This window comes from Yersinia sp. 2466 StPb PI, from assembly GCF_041538325.1.
Taxonomy (GTDB): Bacteria; Pseudomonadota; Gammaproteobacteria; order Enterobacterales; family Enterobacteriaceae; genus Yersinia; species Yersinia enterocolitica_E.
On the sequence record NZ_JAULSL010000001.1, the window covers coordinates 749,257 to 770,184 of the forward strand.

A 20,928-nucleotide genomic window follows, 5' to 3' on the forward strand; every position below is an offset into this window, starting at 1 on the left:
GTTTCATTACCGCTGCTGCTTTTACTATCGAGAGCTGAAGCAGGGCGATTTCGCCATGCCTGTTGAAAGAGGGCAAAAGATGACTGTCTTGCACAGTATTGATTTTTTCTCTTCAAGTTCTGCATCGGTCGCAATTGAAGCCCGGGAGCCACAACCCGCATTTCCTGAGCATCATCATGATTTTTATGAAATTATTATTGTTGAGCAGGGGGCCGGGGTCCATGTGTTTAATGGCAACCCCTACACCTTAAGCGGAGGGTGTGTTTGTTTTGTCCGTGACCATGATCGTCACCTGTTTGAGTCAACCGACGGTTTGTTCCTCACCAACGTCTTATTCCGTGCGCCCGATGCTTTTCGTTTCTTGTCTGGCGTAGAACATTTTCTGCCACGTGAAACTGAAGGGGTTTACCCCTCTCATTGGCGGATTAATGGACAGGTTTTACAGCAAGTAAAACACTTGATTCGCTGCCTTGAGCACTCGCCTCACAGCGAGCAAGCTGAAGATATCGCACTACATGAAAGTGTGTTTATGCAGTTGTTGGTGCAACTGTGGCAAGGGTGTCGGGCGCAGGTGGGTGAGGATCAGGAAGGGCGGTTATGCCAATTATTAGACTGGCTACAGAACCACTACAGTGAGGTAATTGAGTGGCCGGAACTGGCTGATCGCTTTGCTTTACCATTACGCACCCTCCATCGGCAGTTAAAAAACCAGACCGGCATGACCCCACAACGTTATCTGACGCGTTTGCGTTTGCTACAGGCGCGTCATCAATTGTATTACAGCGATAATAGCGTTACCGAGATTGCCTACCAATGTGGTTTTGGTGACAGCAATCATTTTTCAACGCTGTTTAAGCGGGAGTTTTCTCAGTCTCCCCGTGATTTGCGCAGTCAACTGTAGTGCAACCCGTGGAGGCGTGAATAGCATCACGGTAAAAATCGGTAGTTTCATGATAATGAGCTGCTTATTAATTGACCTGTAAATATAGGGCGATAAACATGCGGATACCACTGCGGTTAGAAAGCCGGGATTATTTGCCATCGGAGCAGATGCCGGTGGCGGTAACCAACCGATACCCGCAGGAAGTCTTCGCAGAGCATACCCATCGATTCTGCGAGATTGTGATTGTCTGGCGGGGTAACGGGTTACATGTCCTAAATGATCATCCTTACCGCATTACCTGTGGCGACGTTTTTTATATTCAAGCCACAGATCATCATAGCTACGAATCCGTGCATGACTTGGTATTAGATAACATTATTTATTGCCCGGAACGGTTACACCTAAATGCACAGTGGCATAAGTTATTACCTCTATTTGGGCATGAGCAGAATCAAGGATACTGGCGGTTAACCACGCAGGGCATGGCACAGGCTCGGCCGATTATTCATCAGTTGGCACAGGAGTCACGTAAGACAGATTCCTGGTCGATACAACTGACGGAAGCGCTATTATTGCAACTCGCCATCGTACTAAAACGCCATCGCTACCGAGCTGAACAGGCACATCTATTGCCCGATGGTGAACAGCTAGATCTCGTGATGTCTGCCGTACAACAAAGCCTGGCAACGCATTTTGATATGGCGGAGTTCTGCCATAAAAATCAGTTAGTTGAACGTTCACTTAAACAACTGTTTCGCCAACAGACCGGAATGAGTATCAGCCATTATTTACGCCAAATTCGCCTTTGTCATGCCAAATGTTTGCTGCGGGGAAGTGAGCATCGCATCAGTGATATTGCTGCACGTTGCGGGTTTGAGGACAGTAATTATTTCTCTGCCGTTTTTACGCGTGAAGCTGGCATGACACCACGCGACTATCGCCAGCGTTTTGTTCGAGCACCGTTATTCGCGGGTAAGAATAGGCGTGAAGCAGAACAGCCTCAGGGTACAACCATCATTTAGCGATGCCAATTGGCGAGGACGTTGCTTAACGTCACCCGCCAATACCATTTTATCTTTAGTTTTGCGATTATGCTGCCATACCCAAACCGACTATATTTGCTGCCAGAATGATCACCAGACAACCAATACACAGCACCGTCACTGGTTTCTTGCTTGAGCATTTCCACTCTTTGAGTAACAGACCCACAATACCACCACACAACACATAGAAACTCATGTGCAGCATCCAGCTCATATAGTCATACTGTGGTGGGATTTTGGCGTGACCCCAGGCATAGAAGAAGAATTGCAGATACCACATCAATCCCCCCAAGGCTGAGAACAAAATATTAGTGATCAACAGCGGCTTGGCGATAGAAAAATCGGCTTTGACCGACAAATTCTTGAGGCTGGCTAAACGAATAAAACAGTAACTCAGGTTGATGATGGCCCCACCGCCCATGATGATGACGTAACTTGGTAACGCTACATACAGAGGGTTAATCCCTAATGCGCTGGCGGCTTCATGCATCGGTTTCGCGGCATCCATGGCAAATGACATACCGGCTGAGAAAATACCGCACATCACCGCCAGAATAAGCCCTTTCTTCAGGTTGAACTCTTCCGCCTGAATGCCCATGGCGCGTTCTTTCAGTAATCCAGCGTAACTGACAATAGCTACCCCGATCAGTGCCACGACGACACCCAACAGGGTCATTCGGCCGCCAGCAGTGCCGAGTAGTACATCAAAGCGCCCTTGCAGTATGGGGGTCATTAATGTGCCGATAATCAGGGTGATACCGATGGCAATTCCAATCCCCATCGACATGCCGAGGTAACGCATGGTCAGGCCGTAGTTGATATTACCAATCCCCCACATGGCACCGAACAGAAATACTGGCAGTAGGGTTGCTATACTGAAGGAGCCGTAATATTGCCAAAAATCAGGCAATAACAAATAGCTGACCGTCCACGGTAGGATAAGCCATGACACCAGGCCACCAATCGACCACATGGTCTCCCATGACCACTTTTTAACTTGCTTAAACGGCGCGTAGAAACACGCCGCACTGGCAGCGCCCACCAGATGCCAAATTATCCCCAATATAATCGCATTGTTCATCTTATTATCCTTCGTTGTGATGGTGCGGGTAGGCGCAGAACCAGAAGGGCGCATAAACCGCTGATGACGAAGGAGTCTAAATAGTGTGCAGTCTTGTCACCTTCGGCTGACTGCCTTAGGACAAGGAATACTGGCAAAATTCAGTGGGTAAGAATGATAACGATCACAGAATGGAATTCTGGTGGTTGGCGGCTTGTTGGGGGGAGAGAATCGCCGGAGTATTCGGCTCATTTGATGAGCCGAATAGCGGCTTTAATCGGCTCACGTGATGAGCCGATGTCATATTACTTGGTCATCTTCTTATACTTGATACGGTGTGGTTCCAGTGCTTCGGCACCCAGAGTGCGTTTCTTCCACTCTTCGTATTCAGTAAAGTTACCTTCGAAGAACGCCACTTTCCCCTCATCCTGATAGTCGATGATATGGGTAGCAATTCGGTCAAGGAACCAACGGTCATGGGAAATAACCATCGCGCAACCCGGGAATTCCAGTAAGGCGTTTTCCAGTGCGCGCAGCGTTTCGATATCCAGATCGTTAGTCGGTTCATCGAGCAGCAACATGTTACCGCCAACCTGTAGCAGTTTGGCCAAATGGATACGGCCGCGCTCACCACCGGACAGCTCACCCACACGCTTGCCCTGATCAATCCCTTTAAAGTTAAAGCGGCCTACGTAAGCACGGCTTGGAATTTCAAAGTTACCGATCTTCATGATGTCCTGACCGCCGGAAACTTCTTCCCATACGGTTTTGCTGTTGTCCATGTTGTCACGGAACTGATCAACCGATGCCAATTGCACGGTATCACCCAGTGAAATCGTGCCGGAATCAGGTTGTTCCTGCCCAGATAACATGCGGAACAGGGTTGATTTACCGGCCCCGTTTGGCCCGATGATCCCCACTATCGCCCCTTTCGGCAGCGCAAAGGTCAGATCATCAATCAGCAGGCGGTCACCGTAAGACTTGCTCAGGTGCTCAACTTCCAGCACTTTGTCGCCCAACCGTGGACCCGGTGGAATGAACAACTCACTGGTTTCGTTACGTTTTTGATACTCAACGCTGTTAAGTTCTTCAAAGCGGGCCAGACGTGCTTTACCTTTCGCCTGACGGCCTTTGGGATTCTGACGAACCCACTCCAGCTCTTTCTCAATAGACTTGCGACGTGCGGCTTCAGAAGAGGCTTCCAGTGCCAGACGAGCATCTTTCTGCTCCAGCCATGAAGAGTAATTGCCTTCCCACGGAATGCCTTCGCCACGGTCCAGTTCCAGAATCCAACCCGCCACATTATCAAGGAAGTAACGGTCATGGGTAATGGCGACAACAGTGCCCTCGTAGTCGTGCAAGAAGCGCTCCAGCCAAGCCACGGATTCGGCATCCAAGTGGTTAGTGGGTTCATCCAGCAGCAACATATCGGGTTTTTCCAGCAGCAGGCGGCAAATTGCCACGCGACGACGTTCACCACCGGACAGATTGGCAATTTTGGCCTCCCACGGTGGCAGGCGCAGAGCATCGGCAGCACGCTCTAACTGGTTATCCAGGTTATGGCCATCATGAGACTGGATAATCGCTTCCAGCTCGCCTTGTTCCTTCGCCAACTTATCAAAATCAGCATCAGGATCGGCGTACAGTGCATAAACCTCATCCAGACGGGTCAGCGCGCGTTTAACGTCACCCACCGCCTCTTCAACCGACTCACGCACGGTTTGCTCAAGATTTAGCTTAGGTTCCTGCGGTAGGTAACCAATTTTGATACCAGGCTGCGGGCGGGCTTCGCCTTCAATATCAGTGTCAATGCCAGCCATGATACGCAGTAGAGTAGATTTACCCGAGCCGTTAAGGCCCAGCACACCAATTTTGGCCCCAGGGAAGAAACTCAAGGAGATGTTTTTCAGAATATGTCGTTTCGGCGGAACTACTTTGCCGACGCGATGCATGGAATAGACGTATTGAGCCACGTTGCGTCTGCCTCTCTAGATCAGTTTTTATTAGGATATCTGGTGCGGAGTGTAGCCCGTTTTACTATACCCGTCATCTTTCAAGTCGCAGGCGTGTTCGCTGCTGTCGCTAGCCCGAATCACTTAAGTGATTCGGTGAGAGTCGTTTTATATCTCCCTGTCGCACTAGTCGGGAACGCAACAAGGTTAGGGTGCGGTGACTATCATGGCTACTCGGCGGTTTTCTGCTCGTCCTTTAGGGGTACGGTTATCGGCGACCGGCTCTAACTTACCGCGACCTCGTACCTCAATATTGGCTCGTGGAATACCTATGGTTGCCAGTGCATCCGCTACTGCAGAGGCACGTTGCAGCGATAACTGTTGGTTATACTCATCTTTACCGATGGAATCAGTATGCCCATCAACCCGCAGATGAGTAATGCCCACACTCAATAGCGCACGGCCAATGTTTTGTACTGTCTGCCCGCCAGACGGATTCAATTTTTTCACGTCACTATCGAATAACACTTTGTTTGCCAGACCAAATTCCCAGCCATTTTCAGTTAATTTAAATCCTTGTTCCTGTAAGGCTGCAATCTGCTCGGGTGTTAATCCTGGTGGTTTGGTTGCCTGACACCCCGCCAATATCAATAAACTCATGGCGAAAAAACTCATCCAGATATGGCTTATCAGACTGTTGTTTTTCAATACCTGCATGTCACCTATCCTAAGCTTTCAGTAAGAGTAATATCCGATTGGTAGGCAATGACGCTGCCACCGAACTGGAAACGTTTCTTTGCTTGATACATGGCTTCGTCGGCCCGTTGTAATAGCTCTTCGGGGGTCAGCGCATGATCTGGGTAAATCGCAATACCGATGCTGATAGAGGCGGTTATCTCACTACCATCTACCAAATCAATAGGTTGATTCATACTGTCGATAATATTATTAGCGATGGTTACAACATCATCGGTGTCGTGGATCGGTGCCAGTAATACGGCGAATTCATCGCCGCCCAAACGTGCCACCAAATCGGTTTCACGTAACAGTGCGCGGATACGATCGGCAATCGAGGTCAGCACCAGATCTCCCGCTGCATGACCATAGTTATCATTGATTTCTTTGAAGTGATCACCATCAATAAATAACACGGCCAGTTGTTCATCATCGGCGCAATCACTCAACGTGCGGCTTAGCCGGCCCTCAAAGAAAGCACGGTTAGCCAATCCAGTCAGGCTATCATGGGCAGCACGGTGTGCGAGGAAGTCATTTTCTTGCGTTAAATGGTCTTGCCAAACCTCCAGTTCTTCCAGCAAGCCATTGAAGTCATTGCTTAACTCGTTAAGTTCGGCAATTTTCGCTGACGGCACTCGCTGACCAAAACTGCGGTGGCGGCTAACACTATGAGCAACTTCGGTGATTTTGTTCAATGACTCGATAATGCCAAACAGCATCCGGCGCGACAGGAATAGTGCCACTAACGTGCTGAGAATTAGGCAGACGAATAAGCCCATCAACCCTTGCAACAGAAAACGTAGCAGACTACCACCATGACCAATAATCACGATGCTGCCGACTTCATTACCGGCATGCATCATGGGGAGTACCACCGGCTCAGGCAAAACCCAACGGGCGACTTTTTGTTCCATATCATACATTGGACTATCGTTTGGTAGCGTCCAGTTAGCTATTTCTCGGCCATTCACATCGAGAATTTTAGCTTGGGCAACTTCTTCATTTGCCGCAATCAAGGACAGCGCCTCGTTAGCGGCCACGCTATCACCAAACACTACGGCAGCTTCAGTGGTGTAACTGATTGAACGGGCAATTAAATGTAGGTTATGGTCGGCATACACCCGCAAGGCAAACAGTGCCACCAGTGTGAGAAAAATACCTGCCGTTGCGACCGAGACCAATGCCACCGTCAGATGTATGCGACCGAGTACCCGTCCCAGTGTGGGGAGCTTCGCGATGTTTGGCCGATTTTTTGTCTGTTTGACTGACTTATTCTGTGTTGAATTCATAATGCGTCTGTCTTTTTACGCGCAAGTTGCAACACACTGGGATGAACCTTTACCCCACCGCGTGCCAATGCATCCATATTGACTTTGAAAGAAGCCTGCTTACCTTCCAGTAACAAACAAAATGCACTGCCAAATGTACATTCGTCATAATCTTCACTGATGGTAAGAATCGGATATCCCGACAGTCGGGCTGTCAACTCCTGACGCTGTTGTAGCTCGGTACGCCCCAGATAAACGACATCGCAATTGGTTGCAATCGAGCTATCCGAGAGGGAATAGCGCTGAGTTTTAATGGGATGTGTGGTTTCCATAAACGCGGGATTAAACAGCTCTTCTGCATAAATTGTCGGGGCCACCACACACAAGCGAGTTACGACGGGGGCCACGGGCCAGCGTGCATAGCTGATAATACCCAACACCATTTTGGTGGCGGCATTACTGCGTTCATGGATAAGGGCTTCATTGATGTTATCCGCAGCCATTGATGGTAAGGGGGCAAGTAAGCCAGAGAGAAGTAATAAAATAGAAGCACAGGCCCGCCAGACACGCCATAGCGTCATTAGTTTTAGCGGATAGTAGCATTCATAATTGCTGACGCCGTTAATTGCGCAAGTTGCGGTGTTCATTTTTGCGCTTCCTGTAGGGCGGCATGGTTCACATGTTCATTACAGCGATCGCATAATAAATCGCCGCCATTCTATTATAAGATTTAATTGATGCAATAATAGTCATGCTATCGGCAATATGCGATTTATCTTAAATCATATTTATGGGCGATAAAAAAACCCGGCTAATTAGCCGGGTTTTATGTATCGCAACGTATTGATATCAGACCGGATTCGATCCGCGCTTAAAGCGACCGATAACCCACTTTTCGATCTCTACTACCAAGAAGATGGCGATAGAAACCAACAGTGTTAAGCCCCAGTAATAGGCCGGCAATGGTTCGGTACCGAAAGCAGTATTCATGAATGGCAGGTAGATGATGGCTAACTGCAATACGATCAATACACCTGACACTAACCACAGCCCTTTGTTAACAAAGACTTCTTTGTTCAGTGGGAAGCGGTCCATCACTCGGCAGTTAAACATATAAATCCACTGCGCGGTAACCAGTGTTTGCATCAATACTGTACGGATAAATTCAGTGCTGTAACCGCGTGGCTCCATGTAGGCTTCCAAGGCAAAAGCACTTAAGGCAATCAAGGTACCAACAAACGCGATACGCCAGATGGCATGGCCATCTAACACATGTTTTGATGGGTCACGTGGGTTGCGGCGCATAATGCCTCTTTCTGCCGGTTCAAATGCTAAACCGAAAGAGAGCGTGGTAGAAGTTGCCATGTTTATCCAGAGGATTTGCAATGGCGTTAATGGAATAACAGCCCCCGCGAGGATGGCAAAGATAATGAGCAACCCTTGCGCCAGGTTGGTGGGCAATACAAACAGAATGGTTTTCTTCAGGTTATCGTAGACACGACGGCCTTCTTCAACCGCACTGGCAATGGTCGCGAAGTTATCGTCTGACAGCACCATATCGGCGGCTTCTTTTGTCACCTCGGTGCCTTTGATACCCATGGCGATACCCACATCGGCCTGTTTCAGCGCTGGCGCATCATTCACACCATCACCGGTCATGCCGACAATTTCGCCTTTCTCTTGTAAAGCTTTAACCAAACGCAGTTTATGTTCCGGGCTGGTACGGGCGAAAATATCATAATGAACGGCAGCTTGTGCCAGTTCTTTATCGTCCATATGCTCCAGTTGGCCACCGGTAATGGAGTCTTTACCATTGCCAATTCCCAGCATGGCACCAATCGCCATCGCGGTTTCCTGATGGTCGCCGGTGATCATTTTCACGCGAATACCAGCCTGCTGGCAGGTCGCTATGGCGTCGATGGCTTCAGGACGTGGTGGGTCCATCATGCCAGCGATACCAACAAACACCATGCCCTGCTGGATATCACTGTGGTCCAACTCACTGACAGGTTGTTCTGTTGGGCGGAAGGCTGCTGCTACCATGCGTAGACCTTGCTTGGCATAACGCGCCATCTCGGCTTCCCAGTAATCGCGGCGGAACGGTGCAACACCCTGGTCGGTCAGTTCTTGTTGGCAGAACGTAAACAACACATCAGGTGCGCCGGTCAGGAAGATACTATTTTCTGCTTGAACCTGATGGCTGGTAGCCATGTATTTATAGGCAGAATCAAAAGGAATTTTACCGTGCTGAGTCACTTGACCCAGCTCAATACCGGATTTGGCGGCTAATACTTTCAGTGCGCCTTCTGTCGGGCCGCCAGTAATGGCCCAATGACCTTGGTCGTTCTTCTTAATCTGGCTGTCATTACACAAATTCACCGCAGTGATAAATGTCTTTAACGTGCCGTTGGTATCGAGCGAGGCTTGCTGGTCACTCCCTTCCGGGTAAATGTTGCCAACCGGTTCGTAGCTTTCACCTTCTACGCGATAGCAGTGGTCTGCCAGAATCACTGCTTTAACGGTCATTTCGTTCATCGTCAGTGTGCCGGTTTTATCGGAACAGACGACAGTCATAGCACCTAAGGTTTCTACCGTTGGCAGCTTGCGGATAATCGCGCGGTTGCGCGCCATCGCTTGTACACCAAGGGAGAGGATGATCGAAATAATCGCCGGTAAGCCCTCGGGAACCGAGGCCACTGCCAGACTTATCAACGCCAGTAACAGCTCATCGACCGGTAGGTCGCGCAGGATAAAGGCGAAGACGAACAGGAATGCCATCATGACCAGGATCAGGATGAAAATGGCTTTGCCTAAACGATCCATCTGTTGCAGTAGCGGGGTACGGGTTGATTCAACCGTCGACATCATTTGGTTGATATGGCCCAGTTCGGTATCACCGCCGCTGGCAATCACCAAACCTTTCGCGGTACCGGCACTAATGGTCGTCCCTGAGAATAGTAGGTTTTTGCGATCGCCAATCACCGACTCGTTCTCAATCACGCCGATTTGCTTCTCGACTACCGTTGACTCACCGGTCAGGATAGCTTCTTCAATCTGAAGATTGTGGGCTTCCAGCAACCGCAGGTCTGCGGGGATTTTATCTCCTGGTTTCAAGGTGACGATATCACCAGGGACTAGGTCCTGTGCATCAATAATCTGGGCGCTACCATTACGAATGACCACCGCTTTACTGGAAAGCATATTTTGTATGCTTTTCAGAGATTTCTCGGCTTTATTTTCCTGAACATAACCAATTAAGGCGTTAATAACCGCAACACAAAGGATAATAATAGTGTCAACCGAGTGACCCATCAGTCCCTTGACCAATGCCGCCGCTAATAAAATGTAAATCAGAACATCATTAAAGTGGGCTAAAAACTGTAGCAGGGGATGTTTGCTTTTTTTGGCCGGTAACGCATTGGGACCGTACTGTTTAAGGCGTTCCTCCGCCTCTTGTGGCGTTAACCCTTCTTCGCGGCTATTTAAATGCTGCAAAGACTCTTCCGCAGTAAGTTGATACCAGGCCTTACCCTCTGGGGGCGGGGAGGCGGATTTATGGTCTGATGAGTTTTGCATTGAAAGAACCTTCTTAAAAATTAATAAATCTAAAATCTATCTATTCGTTTCATGGTGGGACGGGGCAGAGAAAGTTTTTATCATTTCTTCCGTGAACAGTGCCAATTCCTTAATGGTTTGATTTTGATTAAAAAGCAAAAAAATATTTTGAAGGATATATTTACAACAACATAGTTATATTAAGCAAGGATAGTCGATTTTTATCAAAGCAGTGCCTTGATCTTAGATAATAAACAAGAAACATTTAGCAACATATGGTTGGTAACCTTGTGAATAGTAAGTAGTTACAGGCTGAACTATTCTGCTGTTGATCTTCTTGCTGGTGTTGAATGTTTCGCGGGTATTAAGTGATAACACAAAGTGATTAATCGTCAGTTCCTATTGCTTTATGTTATTACTGGCTATCAGGTGAAACTCTTCGTTAGTATGTTCTGCTGCCGGAACTAATCGGGCATATGCTAATCAGAGGTTGCGGTAAGCGATATAATGATGTGGCGATAAGTAAAGTGCAGTAGCCAACAACCAGTGAGGAAATAGTAAGTATGGACAAGTGGCGATATCTGGCGATTGGCGTGTGTCTGGTGACGACTTCAGGAGTGGCATTCGCTGACTCTATTGATGCCCAACGGCAACGCTATCAGCAAGTTAAACTGGCCTGGGACAGCAATCAGATGGACACCGTGACACAACTGATGCCCACGTTGCGTGATTATCCCCTGTACCCATATCTGGAGTACCGCCAGTTAACGCAAGACCTGAGCCAGGTGAGCGCGGTGCAAGTGAACGATTTCCTTAGCCGTAATCCAACCTTGCCGCCAGCACGTTCACTGTCATCCCGTTTTGTTAATGAACTGGCTCGCCGGGAAGATTGGCGGGGATTATTGGCATTCAGCCCGACAGCACCGAAGCCGGTTGCAGCCCGTTGTAACTATTACTATGCCAAATGGGCCACTGGCGAACAGCAGGTGGCCTGGGATGGTGCGAGTGAAATTTGGCTGAACGGCCAGACACTCCCGGGCAGTTGCACTAAATTATTCAGTGTCTGGCAACAAGCCGGGCATCAAACCCCACTGGCAACACTGGCGCGGATGAAGTTAGCCTTGAAAGAGGGCAATGCCAGTTTAGTGAGTTATTTACTTAAACAACTGCCAGCGGATTATCAGACCATGGGTACTGCACTGGCGAAACTGCAAAGTGACCCGGCCAGTGTTGAAAGCTTCGCCCGTACGGTCGGACCGACAGATTTTACCCGTTCTGCCACTATCATTGCTTTTACCCGTTTGGCTCGTCAAGACGTGGAGAACGCGCGAGCGATGATCCCGACCTTGGCCCGGCTACAAAAAATGAGTGATAGCGAAAAGCTGGAGCTGGAAGAGGCGGTGGCCTGGCGTTTGATGGGGACCGATGCGACTTACGATCAGGCTAAATGGCGAGATCAAGTCACCTTGCGTAGCCATTCAACGTCGTTGCTGGAGCGGCGTATTCGCATGTCTCTGGGCAGTGGCGATCGTCAGGGGTTAGCGACCTGGCTGGCACGCTTACCGGCCGATGCACAAGATAAAGATGAATGGCGCTACTGGCGTGCATCGCTGTTATTGGAACAAGGTAAAAAAACCGAGGGTGAAGCTATCCTGCGCAGCCTGATGCAGGAACGTGGCTTTTACCCGATGGTTGCAGCTCAAAAGTTGGGCGTTCCTTACCCTATTAATGTTGAGGTAGCGACCAAACCGGATGCATCGTTAGCACAGCGGCCGGAAATTATCCGGGTGCGTGAATTGATGTACTGGAATATGGACAATCTGGCCCGTAACGAGTGGAGCTATCTGGTCGCCAGCCGCAGTAAGCCGGAACAGGAAGCACTGGCGCGCTACGCTTTTAACCAGAAGTGGGCGGACTTAAGCGTACAGGCTACCATCGTTGCCAAATTGTGGGACCATCTGGAAGAGCGCTTCCCGCTGGCATGGCCAAAGGAGTTCCGTCAGGCGACAGAAGGCAAAGGGATAACCCCAAGTTATGCCATGGCTATTGCCCGTCAGGAAAGTGCCTGGAACCCGAAAGCACAGTCACCAGTAGGGGCGACGGGGTTAATGCAGGTGATGCCGCGTACCGCTGAACATACGGTAAAACTCAATAATATCAGTGGTTATGTCAATAGCAGCCAATTACTGGATCCGCTTACAAACATTGAGATCGGTACCAGCTATCTGGAAGAGGTTTACCAGCAGTTCGGGCGCAACCGTATCTTATCCAGTGCCGCCTATAACGCCGGCCCATCGCGGGTGAATACCTGGTTGGGTAACAGTGGCGGGCAAGTGGATGCAGTGGCATTCATCGAGAGTATTCCTTTCTCAGAAACCCGTGGCTATGTGAAAAATGTGTTGGCATACGATGCCTTTTATCGGCACTTTATGAATCGCCCAGCGAAGGTGTTGAGTGATGCCGAGTGGCAGCGGCGTTACTGATCCCCCTTTGTACTTGAAGCCGCAGGGGTGTTAGCTACGCGCACTTACCCGAATCACTTACTTGTGTAAGCTCATCGGGGGTTGCTCGCTTGCTGCCTTGCCGCAACGCCAATGACGTTGAGGATATTCCTTTGTTCTGGGCGCTGCGGCGGTGTTAGCGGCGCTTACGACCTTGGCGTTGCAGGCTGTTTACTGGCAGCCCTACAACGCCAAGTTCTTTGGCTATATCTCACGTTATGGTATGCTCTCGTACTAGTTAAATAGTACCTTGGGTATCTATCATGACAAAACTACGATTGACCGATGATTTGTCGGCTGACGAAATAAACATGCCTAATATCCACAGCCCGGTTAATACTGCTTTCGCGCCAGATCCGGCGTTATCCCCTGCAGATAATCAGCACTGGCTGAGCTTTGTTGCGCTGTTGGAAAACGCGATTGCGCAAGACCTGCATTTGCCCTTGCTGCAATTGATGCTGACACCGGATGAGCGTACGGCTCTGGGCACCCGGGTACGTATCATTGAGGAGTTAATGCGCGGGGAATTAAGTCAGCGTGAATTGAAAACCCAGTTAGGTGCAGGTATCGCGACCATTACCCGTGGCTCTAACAGCTTGAAAACGGCCCCGCCACAGCTCAAAAGCTGGCTTGAGACCCAATTACTGACAAATGATGTAAAGCCTTCCTGAGTTTAGTATCACGGTGCCGGGCGTTGATATATTTCGTTGTGAAATGGTACCAGCGCTAACAGCAGTGCCTGGTGATAAACACTGGTGCGGGTCAATTTACCGTCGGTAAAGATACCGATGGCACCACCCTGATGTTTTACATTCGATATGCCGGTTAAAACTGCCATTTCGTCGCCCAGCTCACGGCCTTGGCGAATCCCATGCAATATAATGTCGGGCAGCATTAAGCTGGCAGAACGGGATTCTCCCCGTAACTGTAAGTGTTCAATTACCATCCAGGCAAAGGTCATATTATCTTCAATACCGGCTTCAACCCCAACCCAAAAATCAGCCTCAGGGCGAATCTTACGTGCGTTACTCACACGCTGTCTGGCGCCACTGTGTGTCTCAAGACTGCCGATGGGTTGCAGGGGAACACCGCTATCGACATTGACACCTTCAATACGATACTGGCCGGGGCCATAAACATCATCGAAGGCGAGGGTGATAGCCTTAATCTTTGCAGGGTTGGTAGTTGCGGCAACAACATGGTACATAATGAGTCTAGTATCCTATTCCCTTGGGACTTGAAGCAGCAGGGCTGTTAGCTGTCTATCTGCCACGCCAACGTCTTTGGGTTTATCTAAAGTAATGGTTTTTGTGCCTATTTTACGCAGTATAACGGAAAAACGACATGTTACAGGTATATCTCGTGCGTCATGGTGAAACCCTCTGGAACGCCTCACGCCGCATTCAGGGCCAATCAGACAGTCCTCTGACCGACATCGGTATCCGTCAGGCCAACTTGGTTGCGCAACGGGTTAGTAGCCAGGGCATCACCCATATTATTACCAGCGACCTTGGCCGCACACAGCAGACAGCTAAAATTATTGCTGATGCTTGCGGCCTAACCATGGTGACAGACTCACGCCTGCGTGAGCTGAATATGGGCGTGTTGGAGGCGCGCCCCATTGAAAGCTTATCGGTGGAAGAAGAGCAGTGGCGTAAGCAGATGGTTAATGGTACCGAGGGCGGGCGTATTCCTGAAGGTGAGTCGATGACTGAACTGGGTAGCCGTATGCATGCAGCGCTGGATAGCTGTCTGAAGTTACCTGCTGGCAGCAAGCCGCTGTTAGTTAGCCATGGTATGGCGCTGGGATGTTTGTTGAGTACATTACTGGGTCTGCCCGCGCATGCCGAACGGCGTCTACGTTTGCGCAACTGTTCGTTATCTCGGGTTGATTATCAAGAAAGCCCTTGGCTGGCCTCTGGCTGGGTCATTGAAAGTGCTGGCGATACCGCTCACTTGGATATGCCAGCACTTGATGAGCTACAGCGTTAACGACGGATAGGAATGAGATATTCACATTTCAACGAGGTTGGAGGCTGATCTTTCGGCCTCCCCTGCGGGAAGAAGCGCTCTATATCGTACCCTCGCCGGCGGGTTAGCCCTAATTGCGGCAGACTGGTGCCATAGAGTGTCAGAATGAAGTTTTGCAATCCCTCCAGCGGCCCCTCATAGCTGAACTGCACGTACTCGCCACCTTGCAAGATAACCGGTTGCCCTTCCGGCACATTGCCCGGAACATGTTGTGGCTCAATGGCGGTGGTATAGAAAATCTCCTGCTCATCATCTTTCTCCTGATTAGGGCGGGAGTGATGTAAACCATAGAGCACTGGCGGCAAGTGATCGGCATCACCGAGATATTGTTGCCAAAAATGCGAGCGTAGTTCAGTACGATAAGTTGATATCTGTTCAAGCGTACAAGAGTAGCTTTGTGTCAGACCAATCAGGTGCTGTTCAGGCAAAGTGATGAATTCAGGTTGAGGTAGCGTATATTCCCCCAGCCGAATCGGTGGGCAAATCCCAGCCGAGTGCCAATCTTCTGCCCGTCGGTACAGCGCCGGTGTTTGTGCAAACTGCTTTTTAAATGCCCGGGTAAAGGTTTGCTGCGAATCAAAGCGATATTGTAGGGCAATGTCCAGAATAGGACGGCTGGTTAATCGTAACGCTACAGCGGCTTTAGATAACCTTCTGGCACGGATATAGGCACCGATAGCATTCCCGGTGACATCCTTGAACATTCGCTGCAAATGCCATTTAGAATAGCCGGCTTTGGCAGCAACATTGTCCAGTGCTAAAGGCTGGTCTAAATGACTTTCTAGCCAGCTAAGCAAATCACGAATGATACTGGCTTGATCCATAGATCTTCCTCGTAAAGCGGCCTAAATTTAGGGTGTTAGTCATATGAAAAGAATAGCTCTGGCGAATAGTAGCAACTTTTTATGTTCCCGACTGCTTAAGAATTTTGTGGCATAGTGTGTTAAAAAAGAACCTAAGATTTATAAAATATCTTTTTAACGAATATTTTATTTTTAGTACAAATAGTTAACGCTGAGTAACGTTATTCAGCGGAATGGAGTAAGTGTATGAAAAAGAATTGGATATTCCTTGGTTGTCTGCTTTCATTTGGGGCCATAACTGCTCATGCAGAGGAAATTGGCTCCGTCGATACAGTCTTTAAACTGCTCGGGCCAGATCATAAAATAGTGGTTGAGGCCTTCGACGACCCCGATGTTAAAAATGTAACTTGTTATATCAGCCGCGCTAAAACCGGGGGCATCAAAGGTGGATTGGGGTTGGCAGAGGATACGTCTGATGCAGCAATTTCTTGTCAGCAAGTGGGGCCGATTGAGCTGAGTGACAAAATTAAGAATAAAAAATCTGAAGGTACAGTGGTTTTCCAGAAACGGACTTCTTTGGTGTTTAAAAAGTTACAGGTAGTGCGTTTCTATGATCAAAAGCGTAATGCCTTAATCTATCTGACCTATTCCGATCGCGTTGTCGACGGCTCGCCGAAAAATGCGATCAGCGCCGTTCCGATTATGCCGTGGTAAAAATTGGATAGATATAAAAAAGCCAGCATAGAATGCTGGCTTTTTACTGTGGATAGCAGCCAGAGGTTTACTCTTCCAGGTCACCACAGAAACGGTAACCTTCACCATGGATAGTGGCGATGATTTCTGGTGTGTCCGGCGTGGATTCAAAATGTTTACGAATGCGGCGGATAGTCACGTCAACAGTACGGTCATGAGGCTTCAGCTCACGGCCGGTCATTTTCTTCAACAATTCGCCACGAGATTGAATCTTGCCTGGGTTTTCACAGAAGTGCAGCATGGCGCGGAACTCACTACGTGGCAGCTTATAATGCTCGCCAGCAGGGCTTATCAGTGAGCGGCTATTGATATCCAGCTCCCAGCCATTAAATTTGTAACTTTCAACCAAGCGGCGCTCTTCACCCACGCTACCCAAATTCATGGTACGTGACAGTAAGTTACGTGCCCGAATGGTTAATTCGCGCGGATTGAAAGGTTTGGTGATGTAATCATCAGCGCCAATTTCCAAGCCAAGGATCTTATCTACTTCGTTATCACGACCTGTCAGGAACATTAGGGCAACACTTGCTTGTTCACGAAGTTCTCGTGCTAGCAACAGGCCATTCTTGCCCGGCAGATTGATGTCCATGATAACTAAGTTGATATCATTCTCAGACAGAATGTGGTGCATTTCTGCGCCATCATTGGCCTCATGAACTACATAGCCTTCCGCCTCGAAAATGCTCTTCAGGGTGTTACGAGTAACTATCTCGTCTTCTACGATCAGAATGTGCGGGGTCTGCATGTTTGCTACCTAAAATTGCCAACAAAATAGAAATAGGAAGTACAGAAGTCTTTGTTATATTAGGATTTTTATTGACTTGTTACTCGTCATCCCGTTCATCACATGACTAAAGTACGTAAACGCGTTCTTGATGCACTTTCCATCAAGGTCAACAACATCACTAGCTTGGTCGGGGTGTTACTCCCTACAGCCCCAAAGGTGACAAAAGCGGCGCATATCCTAACCCTATTAACAGCAATATAACAGTGTGAGCCGAATCTACCACCCAACAAAACTACGCTTTGTTGACATATATCAAATTCAATTGTAGCACGTTAACACTTTTGTGAAAAAGACTTACAAGAATACCAGCTTATGCGCGAGTTGGTTAAATTATGTGATCGATTCAGTGTTATTAATATTAAAAATTGAATGTCAAACGTAACAAAAAAATGATTTTTCTAATCTATTGATTTTTATTGTTTAAAATCAATATTCTTTCAGCATTACAGCCATCAAGGGACTTTTCTTGTCAGCGTCCTATTTCGCCTAAAAGCATAAGAAGAATTATCGTCAATGTTAGTTAAATGTAAAGTAATAGAGGAAACTTTTCATATTTGTTGTTTTTTAAGTCACTTATGCAAATCAATGATGATTAATTTGCCATTTTATGGCTTCAATTGGATTTTGCTATCGCGATCCTATCAATTGTTCGTTGGCGTGTTTTCTGTCATTTAGTCGAAAAAAATCTTACAGTGGATAGTAGTGATTAAAATTAATATTACAGATTTATTATCTGGTTTATCGCGGGATTTTTTATTTTTATCTGCTGATTACCCCTATTGAATTAGTTGATTCCCCATTGTGGGTGGGGGCGTTTCTTCAGGAAATTGGATGAAAAAATTTGACTTGAGGGGGCGATTGCTTTAACCAATAGAGGGACAGCTTCATTTATGAGACAGACAGACGACATGCGATATATCAGCCTGAACACAACAATTATTACCACCACCGAAACCACTGGTTACGGGGCGGGCTGACGCGTACAGGAAACAACAGAAAAAAGCCCGCACCTAGACAGTGCGGGCTTTTTTTTTCAATCAAATCTTTGCAAAAAAAGTTTGCGATAAAAAAGCGCGAAAGCGGGAGAGAATCAGAAATGCGAGTGTTGAAATTTGGCGGGACATCAGTAGCAAATGCAGAACGCTTTATGCGTGTTGCCGATATCATCGAAAGTAATGCACGTCAGGGACAAGTGGCTACCGTGTTATCCGCTCCCGCTAAAATTACCAATCATCTGGTTGCGATGATCGACAAAATGGTCGCAGGGCAAGATATCTCGCCGAATATCAGCGATGCGGAGCGGATTTTTTCCGAGCTGTTGCGTGGGTTGGCCGACACTCAACCCGGGTTTGACTATGAACGCTTGAAAGCGCTGGTGGCGCATGAGTTTGCGCAACTCAAACATGTCCTGCATGGTATCTCATTGCTTGGCCAGTGCCCGGATAGCATCAATGCGTCAATCATTTGCCGTGGCGAAAAACTCTCCATTGCCATCATGGAGGCGCTATTTCAGGCCAAAGGTTATCCAGTTACTGTGATTAATCCGGTCGAGAAGTTGCTGGCTCAAGGCCATTACCTCGAATCCACTGTTGATATCACGGAATCTACCCGCCGTATCGGGTCCAGCAGCATTCCGGCCAACCACATCATCTTGATGGCAGGTTTCACGGCCGGTAACGACAAAGGTGAGTTAGTGGTGCTGGGGCGTAATGGCTCCGACTATTCAGCCGCGGTGCTGGCTGCTTGTTTACGCGCTGATTGTTGTGAGATCTGGACGGATGTTGATGGGGTTTATACCTGTGACCCGCGTACTGTACCCGATGCCCGTTTACTGAAATCGATGTCATACCAAGAGGCGATGGAGCTGTCCTATTTTGGCGCTTCAGTTCTTCACCCCCGCACTATCGCCCCCATTGCCCAGTTCCAGATCCCTTGCCTGATTAAAAACACCTCTAATCCACAGGCACCTGGCACCCTAATTGGCGGGGAAAGCAGTGATGATGGCTTCCCAGTTAAAGGTATCACCAACCTGAATAACATGGCGATGATTAACGTCTCAGGTCCGGGGATGAAAGGCATGGTCGGTATGGCTGCCCGTGTCTTTGCGGTGATGTCACGCAGTGGCATTTCAGTGGTACTTATCACCCAGTCTTCTTCTGAATACAGCATTAGCTTCTGTGTGCCGCAGGGGGAGCTAGAGCGTGCCCGTAGAGCATTGGAAGACGAGTTCTATCTGGAATTGAAAGATGGCCTCTTGGAACCTCTGGATGTGATGGAGCATCTGGCGATTATCTCCGTGGTGGGTGATGGTATGCGCACATTGCGTGGCATCTCCGCTCGCTTCTTCTCGGCGTTGGCGCGTGCCAATATTAATATCATTGCGATTGCGCAAGGCTCGTCTGAGCGCTCTATTTCGGTGGTGGTGAGTAATGATGCGGTTACCACCGGTGTGCGTGTCTGCCATCAAATGCTGTTTAACACTGACCAGGTGATTGAAGTGTTTGTAATAGGTGTTGGCGGTGTCGGTGGGGCATTAATCGAACAAATCTATCGCCAGCAGCCGTGGTTGAAACAGCGCCATATCGATCTGCGGGTGTGTGGTATTGCTAATTCCAAAGCCATGCTGACCAATGTCCATGGCATTGCGTTGGATAACTGGCGTCAGGAACTGGCTGAGGTGAAGGAGCCATTTAACTTAAGCCGCTTGATTCGGTTGGTAAAAGAGTATCACTTGCTCAACCCGGTGATTGTCGATTGTACTTCCAGTCAGGCTGTTGCCGATCAATATGCTGATTTCCTGGCCGATGGTTTCCATGTTGTGACGCCAAACAAGAAAGCCAACACCTCGTCGATGAATTACTACCGTCAGATGCGTGCGGCGGCGGCGAAATCTTGTCGCAAATTCCTGTATGACACTAACGTGGGTGCGGGTTTACCGGTAATCGAAAACTTACAGAATCTGCTCAATGCTGGTGACGAACTGATGCGTTTTTCTGGCATTCTGTCAGGGTCGCTGTCGTTTATCTTCGGCAAGCTGGATGAAGGCATGACATTGTCACAGGCAACCTTGCAAGCCAGGGAGATGGGATACACCGAACCTGACCCACGCGATGACCTCTCTGGCATGGACGTGGCGCGTAAATTGTTGATCTTGGCCCGTGAAGCAGGTTACAAACTTGAGTTGACGGATATTGAAGTTGAATCTGTTCTGCCAGCCAGTTTTGATGCTTCTGGTGATGTAGATAGCTTCCTGGCGCGTTTGCCGTCACTGGATGCCGAGTTTACCCGTTTGGTGGCAGATGCGGCGGAGCAGGGCAAAGTGCTGCGTTATGTTGGGGTTATCGAAGAAGGGCGTTGTATCGTCAGAATGGATGCTGTTGACGGTAACGACCCGCTGTATAAAGTTAAAAATGGTGAGAATGCGTTGGCTTTCTATACCCACTATTATCAGCCTATTCCGTTGGTGCTGCGCGGATACGGTGCGGGTAATGACGTGACTGCTGCCGGGGTATTCGCCGATCTTTTACGCACATTATCCTGGAAGTTGGGAGTTTAAA

General features: G+C 48.6%; 17 protein-coding genes and 1 other annotated feature. Of the genes, 8 read left to right on the plus strand and 9 right to left on the minus strand.

All coding sequences use genetic code 11. The features are described from left to right. Positions 1 to 79: 79 nt before the first annotated feature. Both rhaS and rhaR read left to right on the plus strand, forming a co-directional pair. Positions 80 to 901: an HTH-type transcriptional activator RhaS gene (gene rhaS / locus Q2T72_RS03420; protein WP_083160665.1), complete on the plus strand. Its 822-nt coding sequence runs from the start codon at positions 80 to 82 to the stop codon at positions 899 to 901. A 98-nt stretch (positions 902 to 999) separates the two neighbouring features. Next, a complete protein-coding gene (rhaR, locus tag Q2T72_RS03425; protein ID WP_372568647.1) occupies positions 1,000 to 1,905 on the plus strand; it encodes an HTH-type transcriptional activator RhaR in 906 nt (301 codons plus the stop codon). 67 nt (positions 1,906 to 1,972) lie between these two features. Here rhaR and rhaT read toward each other — a convergent pair whose 3' ends face one another. The 6 genes from rhaT to Q2T72_RS03455 form a co-directional block, all read right to left on the minus strand. Continuing rightward, on the minus strand, positions 1,973 to 3,007 hold the full coding sequence (rhaT, locus tag Q2T72_RS03430; RefSeq protein ID WP_372568648.1) for an L-rhamnose/proton symporter RhaT: 1,035 nt from the start codon (positions 3,005 to 3,007) through the stop codon (positions 1,973 to 1,975). A gap of 284 nt (positions 3,008 to 3,291) precedes the next feature. Next, positions 3,292 to 4,959, minus strand: a complete 1,668-nt coding sequence (ettA, locus tag Q2T72_RS03435; protein ID WP_372568649.1) for an energy-dependent translational throttle protein EttA — start codon at positions 4,957 to 4,959, stop codon at positions 3,292 to 3,294. A 186-nt stretch (positions 4,960 to 5,145) separates the two neighbouring features. After that, positions 5,146 to 5,655: an OmpA family protein gene (locus tag Q2T72_RS03440; protein WP_083160657.1), complete on the minus strand. Its 510-nt coding sequence runs from the start codon at positions 5,653 to 5,655 to the stop codon at positions 5,146 to 5,148. Between the two features lie 5 nt (positions 5,656 to 5,660). Next, a complete protein-coding gene (locus tag Q2T72_RS03445) occupies positions 5,661 to 6,962 on the minus strand; it encodes a diguanylate cyclase domain-containing protein (RefSeq protein ID WP_372568650.1) in 1,302 nt (433 codons plus the stop codon). Then, the gene (locus Q2T72_RS03450) at positions 6,959 to 7,588 is read right to left on the minus strand and encodes a YfiR family protein (RefSeq protein ID WP_083160655.1); all 630 of its coding nucleotides are present in this window, start codon (positions 7,586 to 7,588) and stop codon (positions 6,959 to 6,961) included. Before Q2T72_RS03450 ends, Q2T72_RS03445 begins: the two co-directional genes overlap by 4 nt. A 202-nt stretch (positions 7,589 to 7,790) precedes the next feature. Then, on the minus strand, positions 7,791 to 10,517 hold the full coding sequence (locus Q2T72_RS03455; protein ID WP_372568651.1) for a cation-transporting P-type ATPase: 2,727 nt from the start codon (positions 10,515 to 10,517) through the stop codon (positions 7,791 to 7,793). Positions 10,518 to 11,059: 542 nt separating this feature from the next. On the opposite strand from Q2T72_RS03455, the gene sltY reads away from it, so the two are divergent. After that, a complete protein-coding gene (gene sltY, locus Q2T72_RS03460; RefSeq protein WP_083160651.1) occupies positions 11,060 to 12,979 on the plus strand; it encodes a murein transglycosylase in 1,920 nt (639 codons plus the stop codon). Positions 12,980 to 13,260: 281 nt separating this feature from the next. Next, complete coding sequence (trpR, locus tag Q2T72_RS03465; protein ID WP_193784730.1) at positions 13,261 to 13,668, plus strand: trp operon repressor; 408 nt, start codon at positions 13,261 to 13,263, stop codon at positions 13,666 to 13,668. Positions 13,669 to 13,676: 8 nt separating this feature from the next. On the opposite strand, the gene yjjX is transcribed toward trpR, so the two are convergent. Next, positions 13,677 to 14,204 carry an inosine/xanthosine triphosphatase gene (gene yjjX, locus Q2T72_RS03470; RefSeq protein ID WP_083160649.1) on the minus strand — a complete coding sequence of 176 codons (528 nt, stop codon included), beginning with the start codon at positions 14,202 to 14,204 and terminating at the stop codon, positions 13,677 to 13,679. A 137-nt stretch (positions 14,205 to 14,341) separates the two neighbouring features. On the opposite strand from yjjX, the gene gpmB reads away from it, so the two are divergent. Continuing rightward, positions 14,342 to 14,989 carry a 2,3-diphosphoglycerate-dependent phosphoglycerate mutase GpmB gene (gene gpmB / locus Q2T72_RS03475; RefSeq protein WP_372557963.1) on the plus strand — a complete coding sequence of 216 codons (648 nt, stop codon included), beginning with the start codon at positions 14,342 to 14,344 and terminating at the stop codon, positions 14,987 to 14,989. Here the strand turns inward: gpmB and robA are convergent. Then, positions 14,986 to 15,852 (minus strand): MDR efflux pump AcrAB transcriptional activator RobA, encoded by an 867-nt coding sequence (gene robA / locus Q2T72_RS03480; protein ID WP_083160645.1) that lies wholly within the window; start codon positions 15,850 to 15,852, stop codon positions 14,986 to 14,988. The genes gpmB and robA overlap by 4 nt on opposite strands. Positions 15,853 to 16,077: 225 nt before the next feature. Between robA and creA the strand changes: the two genes are divergently transcribed. Continuing rightward, positions 16,078 to 16,545, plus strand: a complete 468-nt coding sequence (gene creA / locus Q2T72_RS03485) for a protein CreA (protein ID WP_083160643.1) — start codon at positions 16,078 to 16,080, stop codon at positions 16,543 to 16,545. A gap of 67 nt (positions 16,546 to 16,612) precedes the next feature. On the opposite strand, the gene arcA is transcribed toward creA, so the two are convergent. Beyond that, complete coding sequence (gene arcA, locus Q2T72_RS03490; protein WP_004706052.1) at positions 16,613 to 17,329, minus strand: two-component system response regulator ArcA; 717 nt, start codon at positions 17,327 to 17,329, stop codon at positions 16,613 to 16,615. Positions 17,330 to 18,279: 950 nt separating this feature from the next. Between arcA and thrL the strand changes: the two genes are divergently transcribed. Next, positions 18,280 to 18,348: a thr operon leader peptide gene (thrL, locus tag Q2T72_RS03495; RefSeq protein WP_002231504.1), complete on the plus strand. Its 69-nt coding sequence runs from the start codon at positions 18,280 to 18,282 to the stop codon at positions 18,346 to 18,348. Beyond that, positions 18,287 to 18,405 (plus strand) — a sequence feature (Thr leader region). It overlaps the preceding gene by 62 nt. Positions 18,406 to 18,467: 62 nt before the next feature. Continuing rightward, positions 18,468 to 20,927, plus strand: a complete 2,460-nt coding sequence (gene thrA, locus Q2T72_RS03500; protein ID WP_083160639.1) for a bifunctional aspartate kinase/homoserine dehydrogenase I — start codon at positions 18,468 to 18,470, stop codon at positions 20,925 to 20,927. The last annotated feature ends 1 nt before the right edge of the window (position 20,928 follow it).